The following is a 16,086-nucleotide window of genomic DNA, read 5'->3' as shown; positions in this document are numbered from 1 at the left end:
TAATGTGAAGCTTTCTACAATGATATTGATAAGTGCTGTGCTAATTATCGTGGCGCTTTCCCCTGCTTTGGCCGCCCTAGACCCGACAAAGCCCGCAATAGGGGTTACCAGCATGCCTAGTGAAAAAAGTACCGCTGACGGTGAGTTAGCGCTTCAATCCATTTTTTCACGCAGTGGTAGTTTCAGCGCCATCATATCCGGAAAATCTTATCGCGAGGGCGATATGCTTGGTGAGTACACCATTTCCAAAATTAATTCTAAAGACGTGGTTATAACCGACGGGCGTCAGCAAAAAACACTAAGAATGTATGAATATGAAATTAAAAAATAATCTCACTTTACATGTACTGGTTATGGCAGCAACATGTGTTCTTGCTGGTTGTCAAACGTACGGTGTTGGAGAGGAAGTAAAACCTCACATTCGCGATGAACTTAACCGTTCGCAGAATAATACGTCTAGCGTGCCAGCTCCTCCACCTCAATTAAATCAAGAGTTGCTGTCTGAGGTTGCCCGTTATCAATCACTTCCTGCGCCTGTGTCTCAAAAAACGTTTGCGGTTTCGGCAAATAACGTTGACGTGCGCCCCTTCTTTGATGCATTGGTTGAGGATACGCCTTACAGCGTAGCGGTTCATCCCGCAGTATCTGGACAAATTAGCCTAACGCTCAAAGACGTAGCACTTGACGATGTATTAACCATTGTCTCTAGAATGTATCCATTGGATGTATTTTTGGAAGGCAAGGTCATTCAGGTCATGCCGTCTCAATTAAAAACCGAGTCTATCCCCGTTAACTTTCTAATGATCAAACGGTTTGGCGTATCAAATGTGAGCGTTATTGCTGGCGGAGTGAGTGAGCAGGACCAAAACAACGGTGGTAACAACGGCGGTATAAACGGTAATAACAACATTAGCGGCAACGCATTGGGTGGCCAAGGAGGATTTGGCGGTCAAGGTGGCTTTGGTGGTCAAGGCGGTAATAACATTCAGCAGCTTAACGGCTCTAACATTCAAACGACCAGTGAAAATGATTTTTGGAGCGACTTAAAAGAAGCGTTGAAGGTTTTGGTGTCTCCAACAGAAGGCCGTCAAGTGGTTGTATCCCCCCAAGCAGGCCTGGTTACCGTTCGTGCATTGCCCAGTGAAATTGCAGTGGTGAGAGACTTCCTCAATCAAAGCCAAGAAAGCCTACAGCGTCAAGTTGTGCTAGAAGCGCGTATTATTGAAGTTACGCTGAATGACGGGTATCAACAGGGCGTGCGTTGGGACCGTATTGCGAGCGGGCTTACCGGAAGCGTGAACTTTGGTTTCAGCGGAGGTGCGCTGGCTTCTAATTTCGCGGCTAATACGGCTGCAGGAATAAACCCGGCTATCAATGCAGTGAACGCAATTGGCAACACCATATCCTCGGATATTGGTGGGGTTTCTACACTTCGTATATCGCGAGGCGACTTTGATGGCGTGATTAACATGCTGCAAACCCAAGGTGATGTTCAGATGCTGAGCAACCCAAGAGTTACAGTAACTAATAATCAAAAGGCAGTCATAAAGGTTGGCCAAGATGAATATTTCGTCACTGATGTGTCAACCAGCGAAGATCAAAGCGCCACACAGACTGAAAACGAAAACGACATTGAGCTTACGCCATTTTTCTCAGGTATTGCGTTAGATGTTACTCCACAAATTGACAAAAGTGGCTCGGTTATACTCCATGTCCATCCGTCGGTAACCGAGACAGCTGAGCAAACCAAAGTGATTCAAGTAGGCGACCAGCAAATTTTGCTCCCCCTTGCACAGAGCAACATTCGAGAGTCTGACACGGTAATTCGTGCCCGCGATGGAGAGATTGTGGTTATTGGTGGGCTGATGGAAACCGTAACCAGCGAGCAAGAGTCGAAAACACCGCTGTTAGGCGATATTCCTTTCATCGGCAATGCCTTTAAAAACAAGGCGAAAACGCAAAGTAAGCGCGAATTAGTCATCTTGATACGTCCTTCTGTCGTGCAGCCGGACACATGGGAAAAGCAGCGCCTTCGCACTCAGTCGCTACTTGATCAGTGGTATAGAGAGTAACTATGTACCAGCACTTTTATCACTTCAAAGACATGCCGTTTTCGCTTACGCCAAATACGGAGTTCTTTTGTGCGTTAGCACCGCATAATGAAGCGTTGAAAGTTATTCTGACGGCATTAAGCATGTCAGAAGGGTTTATAAAAGTTACAGGAGAGGTGGGGACGGGCAAAACCCTATTGTGCCGTAAGTTAATTAATCACCTCTCAGATAAATTTGTGGCGTGCTATCTACCGAACCCTTATTTGTCACCAGACGAGCTGCGCTTTGCGTTTGCTAAAGAATTAGGTTTAGAAGTAAACGCAAAGGCAGAGTTGCAAGGAGTGCATAGCGCAATTGAGACTAAACTTTTAGCGCTGAAAAAAGAAGGGCGTCAGGCGGTACTTATTATTGATGAGGCGCAGTCGTTAAGCTGGGATGCGCTAGAAATGCTTCGCTTATTCAGTAATCTTGAGACTGAAAAAAGTAAGCTTCTACAGATTGTGATGTTCGGTCAGCCTGAGCTCGATGACAATTTAGCTAACCCAAGGGTAAGACAAATCCGCCAGCGTATAAGCTTTTCCTATACATTGCGCACCATGACCTCTCCTGAAGTTGATTACTACATCGCGCATAGACTGACGACAGCGGGTGGAGACGAGCATCTCATATCAAGGGGGTTACGCGCATTCATTGCCTTAGTAACCAAAGGTACACCTAGACTGGTTAACATTGTTTGCCATAAAATTTTGCTTCGCGCCTATAGTCAAGGTAAAAGCTCCGCGAACTGGTTCCATACCGTGAATGCCGTGCTTGATACCGACGACTGCAAACGTCGTTTCATACCTAGGCAAAGTATTGTTTTGGCGTCTCTCGCGGTATTAGGAGCCTTCGGCATGCTGCATATTTATGGAGCAGGTGGTTTATGAGCATCTTAAACGACACGCTTAAGTCCTTAGACAACCGCAATCAATCCGAAGACTTTGGGTTGCCGCCCACCGTCGAAGTATCTCAGCGCTCGCCTCTGCTCAAAATCTGCATTGTATTTGTAATTGTCCTTACTCTGTCGTGGCTATTTTTTGGTTTTGTTTTTGACAATTTTGTTTTTAATAACAATGAAAGCGATAACTCGGCATATACAAACGCTGCCAGTCCGCAAAAAGCGGTGGAACGCCTTGAAGATAAGCACAAGCAAAGTTTGACGGCAGAATCTGAAAATAAACGAGAGGGGATGACATCAACGCCCTTATCTGACCAAGATTTAGCTTATCAAGCCACGCCTTCGGATGTTGTCGACCTTGTTTTTACTCGTATTGATGAAACAGTTGAAGACGACGAGGCTGAGTATAGAGCGCAAGCGAAGGGCAAGCCGTCGACTGAGCAATCGAACACTAACACTCGCACAGCGGATAAAATTTCTGCGCCCAACAGCAAAGAAGCAGTGATAGCGGTCAGCAATAGCGAAAATGAAAGAGAAACCAGAGAGTCACAAACGCCGCCGAGCATCATATCAAGACAACCAACCGTCGACGTTGCGCCTAAATCACCAGAAGAGCAAAGTGCTCTGCACCTTGAAGCAGGGCTTAAAGCCTACAATTTTGGTATGTTCGACGAGGCACAGAAAAGCTTTACCCTTGCGTTGACGACCTCTCCAAAAAATGAACAGGCAAGGAAACAGCTTGCTGCCCTATATTTTGGTCAAAATAATAACCAACAAGCACTGCGAGTTTTATCTGAAGGCATCATGCTCTCCCCAGAGAATTTAGAGTGGCGTGAATTAATGGCCAAAATTTTAGTGCAAGAAAATCGTTTTGAAGAGGTCATAAACCTTATGCCTGACCACCTCGACGCGAAAGCCCTAGCTGAAAAACGGGCGGACTATCTCATATTAAAAGGGACGGCGGCGCAAACCATAAATAAACCAGCACAAGCGGTATCGGCATTCAGCGCAATGACGTCACTTCAGCCAGAAAACGCAAAATGGTGGTTGGCATTAGGTGTCAACTACGATGTATTAAACAATGCCAATCTGGCTTTATCCTCATACTCTAGAGCGCTCGCTATCGGCGGACTTTCTACTGCGTCAGCGCAGTACGCCAGATCGCGCCTCAACGACTTAAAGGAGCAACCTTAATGCGACCTCGATTAAAGATGCGCCTTGGCGATTTATTAGTTCACGAAGCTATTATTTCAAGTGAGCAGCTTCATGAAGCGCTAGCAAGCCAACGTATGTCCGGACGTAAGTTAGGGGATACACTTATCGATTTGGGTTTCATCAGCGAACACCAACTTCTTCGTTTTCTAGCGCAGCAATTAAATATTCCTTTTTTAGACATTACTCAGCGCCGAATAGATCCGGAGCAAGCGCAACTTATCCCGGAAACTTACGCACGCCGATATCGTGCCTTAGTGCTTGAAGCAAATGACGACGAAGTGCTAATAGGAATGAGTGACCCTACTGATTTAGGTGGCCTAGATCAGTTAGGCCCGCTTGTAGCGCCTCGCAATATTGAGCTTGCTATCGTTCAGGAAAGTCAGATGCTTGAAGCGTTTGATAGCGTGTATCGTCGTACCCAAGATATTGCGTCTTTTGCAGAGAAGTTAGGTGAAGAATACGCTGATGAAGGCGACTTTCAATTATCAGCCCTCGATGAAAACACCTCTGACGCAACGGTCGTTAAGCTCCTTCATTCTATCTTTGAAGACGCGGTTCAAGTGCGCGCATCGGATATCCACATTGAACCCGATGAAACAATTCTTCGCATCCGTCAGCGGGTCGATGGCGTACTGCAGGAAAACACACTGGATCAAGTAAAAATTGCTTCTGCTCTAGTGCTTAGGCTTAAGCTAATGTCGGGCCTTGATATCTCTGAAAAACGAATTCCTCAAGACGGGCGTTTTAACATCAAAGTCAAAGGCCACACTATAGATGTACGTGTATCGACCATGCCTGTTGCGAACGGTGAAGCGGTTGTAATGCGTCTTCTCGATCAATCTGCTGGTCTGCTAACTCTTGACCAAACGGGTATGCCAGTGGCAATGGCTGAAAAATTTCGGGCAGCGATTAACCGTCCTCACGGAATGATTTTGGTAACGGGGCCGACTGGATCAGGTAAAACCACTACGTTGTATGGTGCGTTAAGCGAGTTAAATAAGCCAGATTTGAAAATAATTACCGCGGAAGACCCAATTGAATACCGCTTGCCTCGCATTAACCAGGTTCAAGTTAATACCAAGATAGGTTTAGATTTCGCGGCTATTTTACGTACGACCTTACGTCAGGACCCCGACATTATCATGGTGGGGGAAATGCGTGATCAAGAGACCGTTGAGATAGGCCTTCGAGGGGCCCTTACCGGTCACTTGGTGCTGAGTACCCTTCATACCAACGACGCGGTAACCAGTGCTATTCGCCTGATTGATATGGGCGCGGCACCTTATCTAGTGGCGACTTCATTACGTGGTGTCATCGCTCAACGATTAGTTCGCCGCGTGTGTGAAAACTGTAAAGCTGAGCGACCGCCTACGGTTCAAGAGCAGGCTTGGGTTCGTTTCTTAAAACCAGAACTTGCTAACGCTTCTTTTTACAAAGGAAGAGGTTGTAACAGCTGCAACCATACAGGCTACAAAGGGCGTATTGGTGTCTTTGAATTTCTAGAGATGAATGAAGACATGATGGAGGCCTTGCGTGATGATAATACGCAGGGATTTGTTGATGCGACAAAGGCAAATAAGGACTTTATTCCGCTTTCGCATATGGCCCTAGATTATGCGGCCCGCGGAAAAACCTCGTTGGACGAAGTGTTTAAAGTCGCAGAATTTGTTCCTGAGGTGGTGAATCACTAATGGCGCAATTTAGCTATGCGGGGAAATCAGCACAAGGTAGTCCCATGAAAGGGGTTATCGAAGCCGCGTCTGCGCAAGCCGCGGCGCAGGCATTGCTGTCAAAAAATATCATTCCCGTCACTATTGAAGAGGCAAAGAAAACAGAGGCTTCTATTCAAGGTGAAGGCTTTGATATAGGGCAACTTTTTGAGCCGAAAGTCGGGTTAGATGAGATGATCATCTTTTCTCGTCAAATGTACTCTTTGTTAAAAGCTGGTATTCCCATTATTCGAGCCATAAAGGGGCTGAGCGAAAACGCGTCTCACAAACGCTTTCAAGAAATATTAAAAGATATTGCCGACCAGCTAGAACAGGGGCGAAGTTTATCGGTGGCCATGTCTAAGTATGAAAGCGTGTTTACAAGATTGACCATATCGGTAGTGGTGGTAGGCGAAAATACCGGTAAATTAGATGACGTGTTTTTACAGCTTGCGCTTTATTTCGAAAGAGAACAAGAAACGCGAAAACGCATAAAATCGGCGCTTCGTTATCCCTCCTTTGTAGTCATTGCTCTAGTAATTGCTATGTTTATTTTGAACATATTTGTTGTGCCTGTTTTCACACAAATGTTTGAGCGTTTTGATACAGAATTGCCGCTGATGACTCGCATACTGATAGGAACATCAGATTTCTTTGTTAACTATTGGTGGCTGCTTTTACTCATCATTAGTGGAGGAGTTTTCTCGACTAAACAATATGTTAATTCGACTAATGGACGACTCAAGTGGGACAAAATTAAACTAAAGTTGCCTGTTGTGGGAAGCATTATTGAGCGATCATTACTCTCAAGATATAGCCGTAGTTTTTCTATGATACTGCGTGCAGGTGTGCCATTAACAGCGGGGCTGTCTTTAACCGCTGATGCTGTGGATAACGCTTACATGCAGATGCGCATTAAAGAAATGCGTTTGGGCATTGAAAAAGGCGAAAGTTTGCTAAGAGTGTCGAAAAATAGCGAACTGTTTTCGACCATTGTCCTACAGATGGTAGCGGTGGGTGAAGAGACCGGTCGTTTGGAAACGCTGCTAGAGGAAAGCGCTGGTTACTACGAACGAGAGGTTGATTTCGATCTTAAGAGCTTAACGGCCAAGATAGAGCCAATTTTGATAGGGTTCGTTGCCATCATGGTGCTGATACTGGCGCTGGGTATATTTACGCCAATGTGGAACATGATGTCTGCGGTAAAAGGCGGTTAAGTGGGCGCGCGTAGAGTGGAGAATTAAGTGGCTGGTTCTAAGACGGGTTTGCTTAACTTTATTGTGATAGGAACGTTGCTAGCTATCGTTTTATCATCCTATATCTACCATGCGACATCGATAGTTAAAGAAGCTGAAGACGTTAATAAAGAGAATGCCGTTGCTCAATTTCAGCGCGTAGTGATGCTGGCAAGGGCGCAGTGGATAAAAACGAAGCAGCAAACGGTTTTGATATACGAAACCGAGTTTGACGCTAGTGGAAATATTCAGCAGCAAAAAGACGTGGCAGCGGAGCTTTACATAAATGCGAAAGGATGGCCTGAAGGTCTTGCTAAAGGTCAAGGTAAAGCCTGTGAGTATTTATATACGCTAGCGACGTTACGGAAAATGACCATGCCATCGGAGATAGTGGTACGCGATGAATATGTAAATGGCTATCTCCAGTGTGTGTTTTTCATACACAACGGAGTTTGGTTTGAGTACAACGCGGGTAGCGGCGTTGTGATAGAAATAAACAGTTAACTAAGCGTCGAAGCGGCCCGCTTGCTTTGTAACCAAGGAGATATCATGAACTCGAAACAGCATGGCTTCACTCTCATTGAGTTGATTATCGTTGTCATTATATTAGGTCTATTGGCGGCAACCGCACTACCGCGCTTTATTGATGTTACTGACGAAGCACGAGAGGCCAGCGTTGAAGGCGTTGCTGGTGGGTTCGCAGCAGCGGTCGGTCTTGTTAGGGCTCAGTGGGAAGTGGAAGGTCGACCATTCGATAATAATGGCGATGGTACGTCTGTAATTTTTGATCAAACGCCAGTCGGAGTTGATGGGACAGTGGGCTACCCTACCGGGAGTGCTTCAGGAAATACACTCATTACCTCTGTTAATGCGACCGAGTGCAAAAACGTATTCGACCTTATTCTGCAATCAGCACCAACAAATACTACGTCAACTAATGATGATGTGGTTGCTGAATTCCGATACGCCGTCCGTGAAGACCGCTCGGGAAACAATGTTCAATGCGTTTATTATTTAGTTGAATCGATGGGGTTACCTAGTAACACCTCACCTCAAAACGGTGCTCCGGATGGCGCTATTTTCGACGGTTTCACTTACAACCCTGCGACAGGGCAGGTAACCGTTTTTTAATCAATACTTAGGAATTTAATTATGCAAAAAGTATCAAAACAACAGGGTTTTACGTTAATAGAACTGATCATAGTCATTGTATTGCTTGGCATACTGGCAGTAACTGCAGCCCCTAAATTTTTAAACCTTCAAGATGATGCCCGTGATTCTGTGCTTCAGGGAATTGCCGGTTCTATTGAGTCTGCAGCTTCAATTGTTTACGGAAAATCTTTAATTCAAGATGCTGCTGGAGTTGATGAATCAACCGTTGTAGTAGATGGTACGACAATTGGAGTTGTCTATGGCTACCCGGATGCAGGAGACGTTGCCAATTTAACATCAATAATTGAGGTTAAACTTGGCGACGGTAGTGACTATGCAGCAGTATCAAATGGAGAAGATACGGTTACGATTTATTACACAGGAGATTATGATGAGGCTCCAGACGCAGGTGCAAATTGTTCTCTTTCTTACGTAAACTCAACTGGAGAGGGGGTGCGTCCCGTTGTAACGGTTACTCCTTGCGAAGCCCCATAGTGTGAAAAAAAACGGTTTTACTTTAGTAGAACTTATTATAACCATATTGGTTATCGGGGTGCTGGCGGTTACCGCCGCACCTCGTTTTCTTGGTAGCGACGCCGAAGAAGCTATCGCGCTTCGCGACAGAACCCTTCAGTTAGTGCGCAATATGCAGCTTCGCGCCATGCAAAACGTACAAGACAACAGTTGTGTAAAAGTCACTGCAACCGTCATTGCACCACCTGCTGGTCACAATTGTGCAAATTCACTTACTACCGCCTTTGACGATGATCAGGTCGTCAATGCATCTAGTACCGATTTTTCCTTTCAAACTGCCGATGAAAACGGCAATAGTTATTCTCAAATCCAATTTGATGGTTTTGGCAGACCGCGAAACATCGCGTGCTCAACGAACTGCAAAATTCAGATAAGCACCTTTGCTGTGTGCCTTCAGAGTGAAGGAGCCATTTATGCGTGCTAAAAGGGCGAGTGCTTTTAAAAATGCGAAAGGGTTCACGTTGTTAGAGCTGGTGATTGGTATTGTGGTTTTCACTATTAGCCTAACTATCGTGCTGTCGCTAATTGTGCCGCAAGCAGAACAAACCGCCGAGCCATTTCGTCAAGTAAAAGCTGCGAAGTTAGGTCAGTCGTTAATGAACGACATTCTTAGTCGCTCCTATGATGAAAACAGCGACCGAAGCCCGCCTTTCGAAACCTGTAATGCCAAAGGAAATTGCTCAACAACACTCGGACCTGAAGAAGCTAACGAAGACGAGTATGACGATGTCGACGACTACAATGGCCATGTGGTTAGTAATGTGGGGGGAAACTATAACAATTTCAGCTTTGCCGTAACGGTAGATTACGACAGTGATCTAAACGATAGCACGCCAACTGACGGTCAAACGTTCAAGCGTATTGATATCGCAGTTACCGCGCCAGACGGCCAAGTTTACAACTTCAGCGCTTATCGAGGGAGCTATTAATGACTCCACGACAAGTCCAGCGCCAGCGCGGTTTTACGCTTATAGAGCTAATTTTGGTTATCATTATTTTAGGCGTAATTAGCGTTTCTGTGGCGCAGGTGATTTCGTTAAGTGCGCAAATTTATATAACTGGTGCAGAGCGTACTCGCCTTGTTTCTGACGCGCGTTTTATTATTTTGCGACTGGAAAAAGAGTTACGCAATGTGGTGCCAAACTCTGTGTCATTTGACGCAAGTTTAGGGTGCCTTTCTTATTATCCGATAAAAGAAAGTGGCACCTACGTGGGCGATGCGTTTAATAACCCCATGCACGTAGTCGTGTTCAATAGTCAGTTGAGTGTGAATGATACTCTGGTTATATACCCGACAAATCCGCAGAGCGTGACTGACAACGGGCGAACTATTGATGTTATTGCAGATGCCGCTGCCGACCCGACTAGCGACAATCAGTATGATCTCACACTTAGCGCACCCAATACGCAAGCTTCCCCAGGCAAACGTTTCTTTGTTCCTGAAGCGCAAGTGACAGTATGCAGAACATCTACCGCCCAAGGTGAGCGTTTAATAAGAACCCAAGGTGCTACTTCCGGCGTTATTGGTACTAATGTGGCATCGTGGAGCGCAAACGTAGTGACCGCAGGCCTACGACAAAATGGTCTTATAGAGCTGCAAATGACGCTAGAGAGTAGTGATGATGAGCAGATATCGGTTGTACATGAGGTTCATTTCCCCAATGTGCCATAAAAAAACGCGACCAAACGTTAGTCACAGCAAAAAACGACGCCCTGTCGGTCTATGTAGTTCGCCTGCTCGGCAAAAAGGTTCTACGACTATTGTGGCTATTGTTATAAGTATTGTGCTTTTAGGGCTTGGTATTGCGCTGTCTAATCAAATTTCATCCAACATCCGCCAGCAATCCATTGAATATTATGGTGCTCGGGCTTATCTGGCCGCACAAAGCGGAATGGAAGTTGCGATATCAAGACTAATTAACGGTAATAACCCAGCATGTGCGGTTATTACTCAGCCAGTAACTATAAATGCAGCTAACGTACAAAATTGTGTAATCACACTCTCTTGCGATGTAGAGGTCGAGGTTGAAGAGCCTGAAGTTGCCGCCGGCGAAATTAGAGTTTATGCATTGGCATCACAAGCGCAGTGCAGTATAGGCCAACTTGAAACCTCAAAACGCGTGCTTGTTGAAGTAAGGCAGGAAGAATAATGACATACCATATATCCCTTATTCGAGCCCTATTATTGGCGGGGCTATCTGTATTGGTACTGCCGGTGTTTGCCGTACCTCAAATTGAAGGTAGGTTCATTGAACTTCAAAACACTTATAACAAGGCAGAGTGGACCACAATTAGTTTTTCGCAGGTTTACGATGAGCCGCCAGCGGTTTTTATGCTCTCAACAAACCAAGGTAATAACCCTGCTATAGTCAAAATTCGCAACGTTACCAGAACCGGTTTTGAAGCATTGCCGCTTGAGCCCTCTGGTGAAGATGGCCCTCATATCACAATGGGGGCTCATTATTTAGCCATTGCCTTCGGCGTTCACGAATTCCCTGACGGCGACATTGTTGAGGTAGGGAAAATGGAGCTGGATGCTACTACCATCCAAGCTTCTACCAACTCGCCTTGGTATATTCCATCAGGGCCATTAGTTCCGGGTACTGAGGAGGCGCGATATGCAGAAGTGCCGTTACAGACAGACTTTGGTGAGCAGCCCGTATTCTTCCACTCTATTCAAACTGTTAATAACCAAGTAGACGTAAATGGGAAGAAGCCTCCCAATGAATATTTGCTGCCATTTTTAACCATTGCCGCTAAATATGAGGCGCCCTCATATTACATAGCCTTGGAAGCATCAGAAACTGAATTTGAGCCCGTTACGCGCACCGAAACAGTTGCTTATATGGCCACTACAGAAGGGTTTGACCGACGATTTTTCGATGACAATGGTATAGAAGTAGTCTGGGAGGCTGACTTTGCAGACGTGCGCATTCAAGGGTGGAGTGACGGCTGTTTTCGAAATAACTTTAAAAATAACTATGCTCAAACGCCTTTAGTAGCTGCAAGTAAGATTAGCCGTAATGGACAAGACGGTGGTTGGCTGCGAAGTTGTGGAGTGAGCAATACCAGACTAGGTCTTCGCGTTGATGAAGACCGAAGTTTAGATTCAGAACGCAACCACGCTGAAGAAGATGCCAGTATTCTGGCCATGACATCAGAGTTTATATTCAGTGGTGAAGTGCCAAGTTGTGACGTGGCATTTCCTGGCGCACTGTCGACTTTTAATGGCTCAGGTATATTTTTATCTGCTAGAAGTCGAATTATTGATGAAAATAATGGGGCCTTAACTACGGTAAGCTACGATACCGATGCAAGAGGAAATGGTCGCAACCTTCCTGATTGTGGCGTTGATGCAATTGATTGCTTCGCCACTAACACTGACGCGCTAACTGCTTCTCAGGCAAAAGCGATACCCTCTGTGGCTATTGAAGATACAGGACCTGCGATCTTAGATAGAGAACTTGGAGGCGACTACTACTTTAAGCGTGAACAAGTATCGTTCGTTGGAAGTTATAACGTCATTGCTCCTACACGTATCTTTTTGGCAAGCCCTTCAAGCTTAACTCAAACTCGCCTTATCATGGAAAGTGCCAGTATTAATGTTGCGGATGGCGCGTATGTAGCAATATACGTTGAAGGCGATGTCATAGTAAATAATTCAAATCCAAATACTTTCGTTATCGCGACTGGTGAGATTAACTTTATCAATATTCAAGATGGTCTATTAGTTGGTCGCTTTACCGCAGGGGGAGGAATAACCACTGGCGGACAACTATTCCTTAATGCCACTCAAACGGTGCCAACCAATATTCCAGGTATATGCGGCCGTGAGGTAATCGAAGTACTTAATCACTATCGCTATGAGTTAGCGGATAATAAAGGAAGTAGCTGCGCGGCAAAACAGATAACGCTAAAAGCCTGTGCTGATGTGAATTGCGACCTAATTTACTCACAGCCTTCAACGGTTAAGCTGTCACCTCAAAATAGTAACAATTTTACATGGAGCGGAAACGATGTCGTCTCGTTTACTGGGCAGATTTCGTTAGCCCTAGAAAGCTTGAGAGGAAACGATACAAATATTGCAACGCTAGGTGAAACGCCATCGTCCCAGCTTCGCTGTTTTGTTGGCGGAAAAGAAGTGGGGATCGAAGGATGTAAGATTAATTTTGAAGACGATGGTTTAGTATTTAAAAATCTTTCTGACGACAACACAACCATAGTTACCCAGCTATCAGGCAAGCCATCAGATCAAGGTTTCAACGGTAAAACTTATGCTTTGGAGGCGTGTGGCAATTCGGAACTCCTAAAAAACAAAGTTGTGGATGTTGACCTTAATTACAATTGCGCAAGTGCTAGCAATTGCTCGAACAAGCTAGCTCTGACTAATAACAACAATACATATCAATTGGGATTGTCAGCAGAAACATTCGCGCTGCAGTTCGATGCAAACTCTCGGGCGGAGTTTACGGTGCAGTATCCTGACGCGGGTGAATTGTCGCTCACGGGAACAATTACGGACAGAAATGCGATATCAGGGTCTTCAAATATCTTTGCGGTTCGCCCTTTCGGTTTTGCAATGGATATTTTAAATGACAGTGGCACCAGTACTAATCCCAACGGGTATGCGACTAACGCGAATGGCTCACTGCTGAAGCGCACGGGAGAAGACTTTGTACTCGGTCTTCGTACTGTGCAGTGGGTTGATGGCGAAGACACCAATAACGACGGTATACCAGATAACTTCGCAGAGTTAGCAAATAACAACACAGCCGAACATTATTCAGGGAGTGTCACCCTGACGCCTCAGCAAATCTTGCCAGCAGGTGGGACAGCAGGTTCATTAAGCGCCACTGCCGTTAATTTTGATAACGAGGGCAAAGTTAGCTTGGCTCTAAATTACGATGAGGTTGGTACTATATCTATCGCTGCGCAAAGTGCGTACTTAACAAACTCTACCGTGCTTGGGGAGGTAAACAATGTGGGGAGGTTTGCGCCCTCTAATTTTGCACTGACGGGAAATGTAGTGGCGGCGTGTACGGCGAATGATGCGTTCAACTACTTTGGTCAGCCAATTAGCGAAGTGAGCTTCTCTCTTACTGCCCTTAACCAAAATGGCAGCCGCACGGTAAATTACTACGATGGCTTCGACAAACTAACAAGCATTGGGCTGCAAGTTGAACATGACGGAAGTTTGCTGGACCGTTTAGAAAACATAAACGCGATAGGGTGGCCCCAAAGCGGAGCGACAGGGCAAATTAGCTTTTCTGACAATGACGTAGTATTTAGTCGATTAGCCAGCGCAGCGCTCGATGGCGCTTATATCAATGCTGCTATTGTGCTGGTGGCAGATAGCGGACAAATAGAAGGCGCAAACTTTAATGGGCTTTCTTGCGGTGGTTCATGTGTCGACGATTTCGGAGGCGCAATCAGTTTCGCTTATGGCCGAGCAACACTGATAAACAACTACGGCGGGGCAGATGAAGCCTTATTGCTGCCGCTTCGCACTCAATACTGGGACGGCCAAACGTGGCGTATCAACGCGTTCGATAGCTGTACTGATTTTTCTCACGCTAATGTTGACGATGCTTCAGGTGAGCTTATTTCATCTGAAAATGGAACGTTAAGCGAAGGCGCATATGTAATCAGCGAAGGTATGCGTTTGTCGTCGCCAAACGGCGCGGGTAATTATCCGGTAACTTACACTCCCGATACTTGGTTGCTTTGGGATTGGGATGGAGATGGCGAAGCTAACAACCCGCCAAGTGCCACGTTAACCTTTGGTGTGTATAGAGGAAACGACAACATCATTTATAAACGGGAACAAATCAATAACGAATAAACGCAACGTGTATTGAACCTTCTTTTTTTTACGCGGTCATTAAGTGGGTCTAACCTTCGATTCAATTGATAAATGCGTATTGTGGTATACCTTTACAGGGTAAGCGCTCATGCGGCTTTCTTTTATGACAGTTATTTTGGCTCTAAGTTACAGCATCGCTTGCCCAAAATTGCCCCCATTGTTAAAGTGTGCGGATAACTATCGACTTCACGTTAAAGCGTCGCCATCTCACCTTTGCAAATACGCGTTAACACAAAAACAGGAATACACTCTTCATGTTTAAAAAGCTTCGAGGCATGTTCTCTAACGATCTGTCCATCGACCTCGGAACAGCTAACACGCTGATTTATGTAAAAGATCAAGGTATCGTACTTAATGAACCTTCAGTAGTAGCTATTCGCCAAGAGCGAGCAGCTGGCCCAAAAAGCGTGGCTGCAGTAGGAGCGGAAGCTAAACGCATGCTTGGCCGAACGCCGGGCAATATTCGCGCTATTCGCCCGATGAAAGACGGCGTGATCGCGGATTTTTACGTAACAGAAAAAATGCTCCAGCACTTTATCAAACAAGTGCATGATAATAATTTTCTTCGTCCTAGTCCTCGTGTTTTGGTTTGTGTACCTTGTGGTTCAACCCAAGTAGAGCGCCGCGCAATCAAAGAATCTGCGCTAGGTGCAGGTGCGCGCGAGGTCTTCCTTATCGACGAACCTATGGCAGCGGCGATTGGTGCAGGCTTGCCCGTATCTGAAGCGCAAGGCTCTATGGTTGTTGATATCGGTGGCGGTACTACCGAAGTTGCTATCATTTCACTAAACGGCGTGGTGTACTCATCTTCGGTTCGTATTGGTGGTGATAAATTTGATGAAGCTATTATCAACTATATTCGCCGTAACTTTGGTTCACTCATTGGTGAAGCAACCGCTGAGCGTATTAAGCATGAAATTGGTGCTGCTTACCCAGGTGAAGAAGTTCGCGAAATTGAAGTGCGCGGTCGTAACCTTGCAGAAGGTGTTCCACGTGGCTTTACGCTAAATTCCAATGAAATTCTTGAAGCCCTGCAAGAGCCGTTAACCGGTATTGTTTCTGCGGTTATGGTTGCACTAGAACAGTCTCCACCTGAGCTTGCTTCAGATATATCAGAGCGCGGTATGGTGCTAACTGGCGGTGGCGCATTACTTAAAGACTTAGACCGATTACTCATGGAAGAAACGGGCATTCCAGTGGTTATCGCTGATGATCCGTTAACCTGTGTAGCACGCGGCGGTGGTAAGGCATTCGACATGATTGACCTTCACGGTGGCGACCTGTTTAGCTACGAATAAACAGGAAAGGCAACCGTAAGGTTGCCTTATTTGTATCATGTGTCCCGTCCTGAAATACGTTGACATAAAGAGGATTTCTTTATGACAACTTC

15 protein-coding genes are annotated in these 16,086 nt (G+C 45.7%); all 15 read left to right on the top strand.

All coding sequences use genetic code 11. The features are described 5' to 3' along the window. Positions 1–4: 4 nt before the first annotated feature. On the top strand, positions 5–331 hold the full coding sequence (locus tag JC525_RS17455; protein ID WP_332874130.1) for an agglutinin biogenesis protein MshK: 327 nt from the start codon (positions 5–7) through the stop codon (positions 329–331). Next, positions 315–2,072: a pilus (MSHA type) biogenesis protein MshL gene (gene mshL, locus JC525_RS17450; RefSeq protein WP_198817063.1), complete on the top strand. Its 1,758-nt coding sequence runs from the start codon at positions 315–317 to the stop codon at positions 2,070–2,072. Before JC525_RS17455 ends, mshL begins: the two co-directional genes overlap by 17 nt. A 2-nt stretch (positions 2,073–2,074) precedes the next feature. Continuing rightward, a complete protein-coding gene (locus tag JC525_RS17445) occupies positions 2,075–2,977 on the top strand; it encodes an ExeA family protein (RefSeq protein ID WP_198817061.1) in 903 nt (300 codons plus the stop codon). Then, positions 2,974–4,182 (top strand): tetratricopeptide repeat protein, encoded by a 1,209-nt coding sequence (locus JC525_RS17440; protein WP_198817059.1) that lies wholly within the window; start codon positions 2,974–2,976, stop codon positions 4,180–4,182. The genes JC525_RS17445 and JC525_RS17440 overlap by 4 nt, the downstream gene beginning before the upstream one ends. Continuing rightward, positions 4,182–5,894: a GspE/PulE family protein gene (locus tag JC525_RS17435; protein WP_198817057.1), complete on the top strand. Its 1,713-nt coding sequence runs from the start codon at positions 4,182–4,184 to the stop codon at positions 5,892–5,894. The genes JC525_RS17440 and JC525_RS17435 overlap by 1 nt, the downstream gene beginning before the upstream one ends. After that, positions 5,894–7,129, top strand: coding sequence for a type II secretion system F family protein (locus JC525_RS17430; RefSeq protein WP_198817054.1), 1,236 nt, complete (start codon positions 5,894–5,896; stop codon positions 7,127–7,129). The genes JC525_RS17435 and JC525_RS17430 overlap by 1 nt, the downstream gene beginning before the upstream one ends. 27 nt (positions 7,130–7,156) lie before the next feature. Next, the gene (locus tag JC525_RS17425) at positions 7,157–7,651 is read left to right on the top strand and encodes a hypothetical protein (protein WP_198817053.1); all 495 of its coding nucleotides are present in this window, start codon (positions 7,157–7,159) and stop codon (positions 7,649–7,651) included. A gap of 45 nt (positions 7,652–7,696) precedes the next feature. Beyond that, complete coding sequence (locus JC525_RS17420; RefSeq protein WP_198817051.1) at positions 7,697–8,278, top strand: prepilin-type N-terminal cleavage/methylation domain-containing protein; 582 nt, start codon at positions 7,697–7,699, stop codon at positions 8,276–8,278. A gap of 21 nt (positions 8,279–8,299) precedes the next feature. Continuing rightward, entirely contained in the window at positions 8,300–8,794 is a 495-nt protein-coding gene (locus JC525_RS17415; protein ID WP_198817049.1) for a prepilin-type N-terminal cleavage/methylation domain-containing protein, read from the top strand. A 1-nt stretch (position 8,795) separates the two neighbouring features. Then, positions 8,796–9,257, top strand: a complete 462-nt coding sequence (locus JC525_RS20160) for a type II secretion system protein (protein WP_198817047.1) — start codon at positions 8,796–8,798, stop codon at positions 9,255–9,257. Further along, the gene (locus tag JC525_RS17405; protein ID WP_198817045.1) at positions 9,247–9,762 is read left to right on the top strand and encodes a prepilin-type N-terminal cleavage/methylation domain-containing protein; all 516 of its coding nucleotides are present in this window, start codon (positions 9,247–9,249) and stop codon (positions 9,760–9,762) included. Before JC525_RS20160 ends, JC525_RS17405 begins: the two co-directional genes overlap by 11 nt. Continuing rightward, the gene (locus JC525_RS17400) at positions 9,762–10,505 is read left to right on the top strand and encodes a prepilin-type N-terminal cleavage/methylation domain-containing protein (RefSeq protein WP_198817044.1); all 744 of its coding nucleotides are present in this window, start codon (positions 9,762–9,764) and stop codon (positions 10,503–10,505) included. The genes JC525_RS17405 and JC525_RS17400 overlap by 1 nt, the downstream gene beginning before the upstream one ends. Positions 10,506–10,596: 91 nt before the next feature. Continuing rightward, complete coding sequence (locus JC525_RS17395; RefSeq protein ID WP_332874129.1) at positions 10,597–10,983, top strand: agglutinin biogenesis protein MshP; 387 nt, start codon at positions 10,597–10,599, stop codon at positions 10,981–10,983. Continuing rightward, positions 10,983–14,675 (top strand): DUF6701 domain-containing protein, encoded by a 3,693-nt coding sequence (locus JC525_RS17390; protein ID WP_198817040.1) that lies wholly within the window; start codon positions 10,983–10,985, stop codon positions 14,673–14,675. Before JC525_RS17395 ends, JC525_RS17390 begins: the two co-directional genes overlap by 1 nt. A 275-nt stretch (positions 14,676–14,950) precedes the next feature. Then, positions 14,951–15,994 carry a rod shape-determining protein gene (locus tag JC525_RS17385; protein ID WP_012516782.1) on the top strand — a complete coding sequence of 348 codons (1,044 nt, stop codon included), beginning with the start codon at positions 14,951–14,953 and terminating at the stop codon, positions 15,992–15,994. The last annotated feature ends 92 nt before the right edge of the window (positions 15,995–16,086 follow it).

Origin of the sequence: Alteromonas sp. IB21 (assembly GCF_016405965.1) — a bacterium.
GTDB lineage: Bacteria > Pseudomonadota > Gammaproteobacteria > Enterobacterales > Alteromonadaceae > Alteromonas.
This window is presented reverse-complemented; position numbering and strand designations above follow the sequence as displayed.

Bases quoted from the DNA above. Each gene is read 5' to 3' on its own strand.
- JC525_RS17440 (WP_198817059.1), top strand. From the start codon at position 2,974: ATGAGCATCTTAAACGACACGCTTAAGTCCTTAGACAACCGCAATCAA.
- JC525_RS17405 (WP_198817045.1), top strand. From the start codon at position 9,247: ATGCGTGCTAAAAGGGCGAGTGCTTTTAAAAATGCGAAAGGGTTCACG.
- JC525_RS17420 (WP_198817051.1), top strand. From the start codon at position 7,697: ATGAACTCGAAACAGCATGGCTTCACTCTCATTGAGTTGATTATCGTT.
- JC525_RS17445 (WP_198817061.1), top strand. From the start codon at position 2,075: ATGTACCAGCACTTTTATCACTTCAAAGACATGCCGTTTTCGCTTACG.
- JC525_RS17435 (WP_198817057.1), top strand. From the start codon at position 4,182: ATGCGACCTCGATTAAAGATGCGCCTTGGCGATTTATTAGTTCACGAA.
- JC525_RS17430 (WP_198817054.1), top strand. From the start codon at position 5,894: ATGGCGCAATTTAGCTATGCGGGGAAATCAGCACAAGGTAGTCCCATG.
- JC525_RS17400 (WP_198817044.1), top strand. From the start codon at position 9,762: ATGACTCCACGACAAGTCCAGCGCCAGCGCGGTTTTACGCTTATAGAG.
- JC525_RS17415 (WP_198817049.1), top strand. From the start codon at position 8,300: ATGCAAAAAGTATCAAAACAACAGGGTTTTACGTTAATAGAACTGATC.
- mshL (WP_198817063.1), top strand. From the start codon at position 315: ATGAAATTAAAAAATAATCTCACTTTACATGTACTGGTTATGGCAGCA.
- JC525_RS17385 (WP_012516782.1), top strand. From the start codon at position 14,951: ATGTTTAAAAAGCTTCGAGGCATGTTCTCTAACGATCTGTCCATCGAC.
- JC525_RS17390 (WP_198817040.1), top strand. From the start codon at position 10,983: ATGACATACCATATATCCCTTATTCGAGCCCTATTATTGGCGGGGCTA.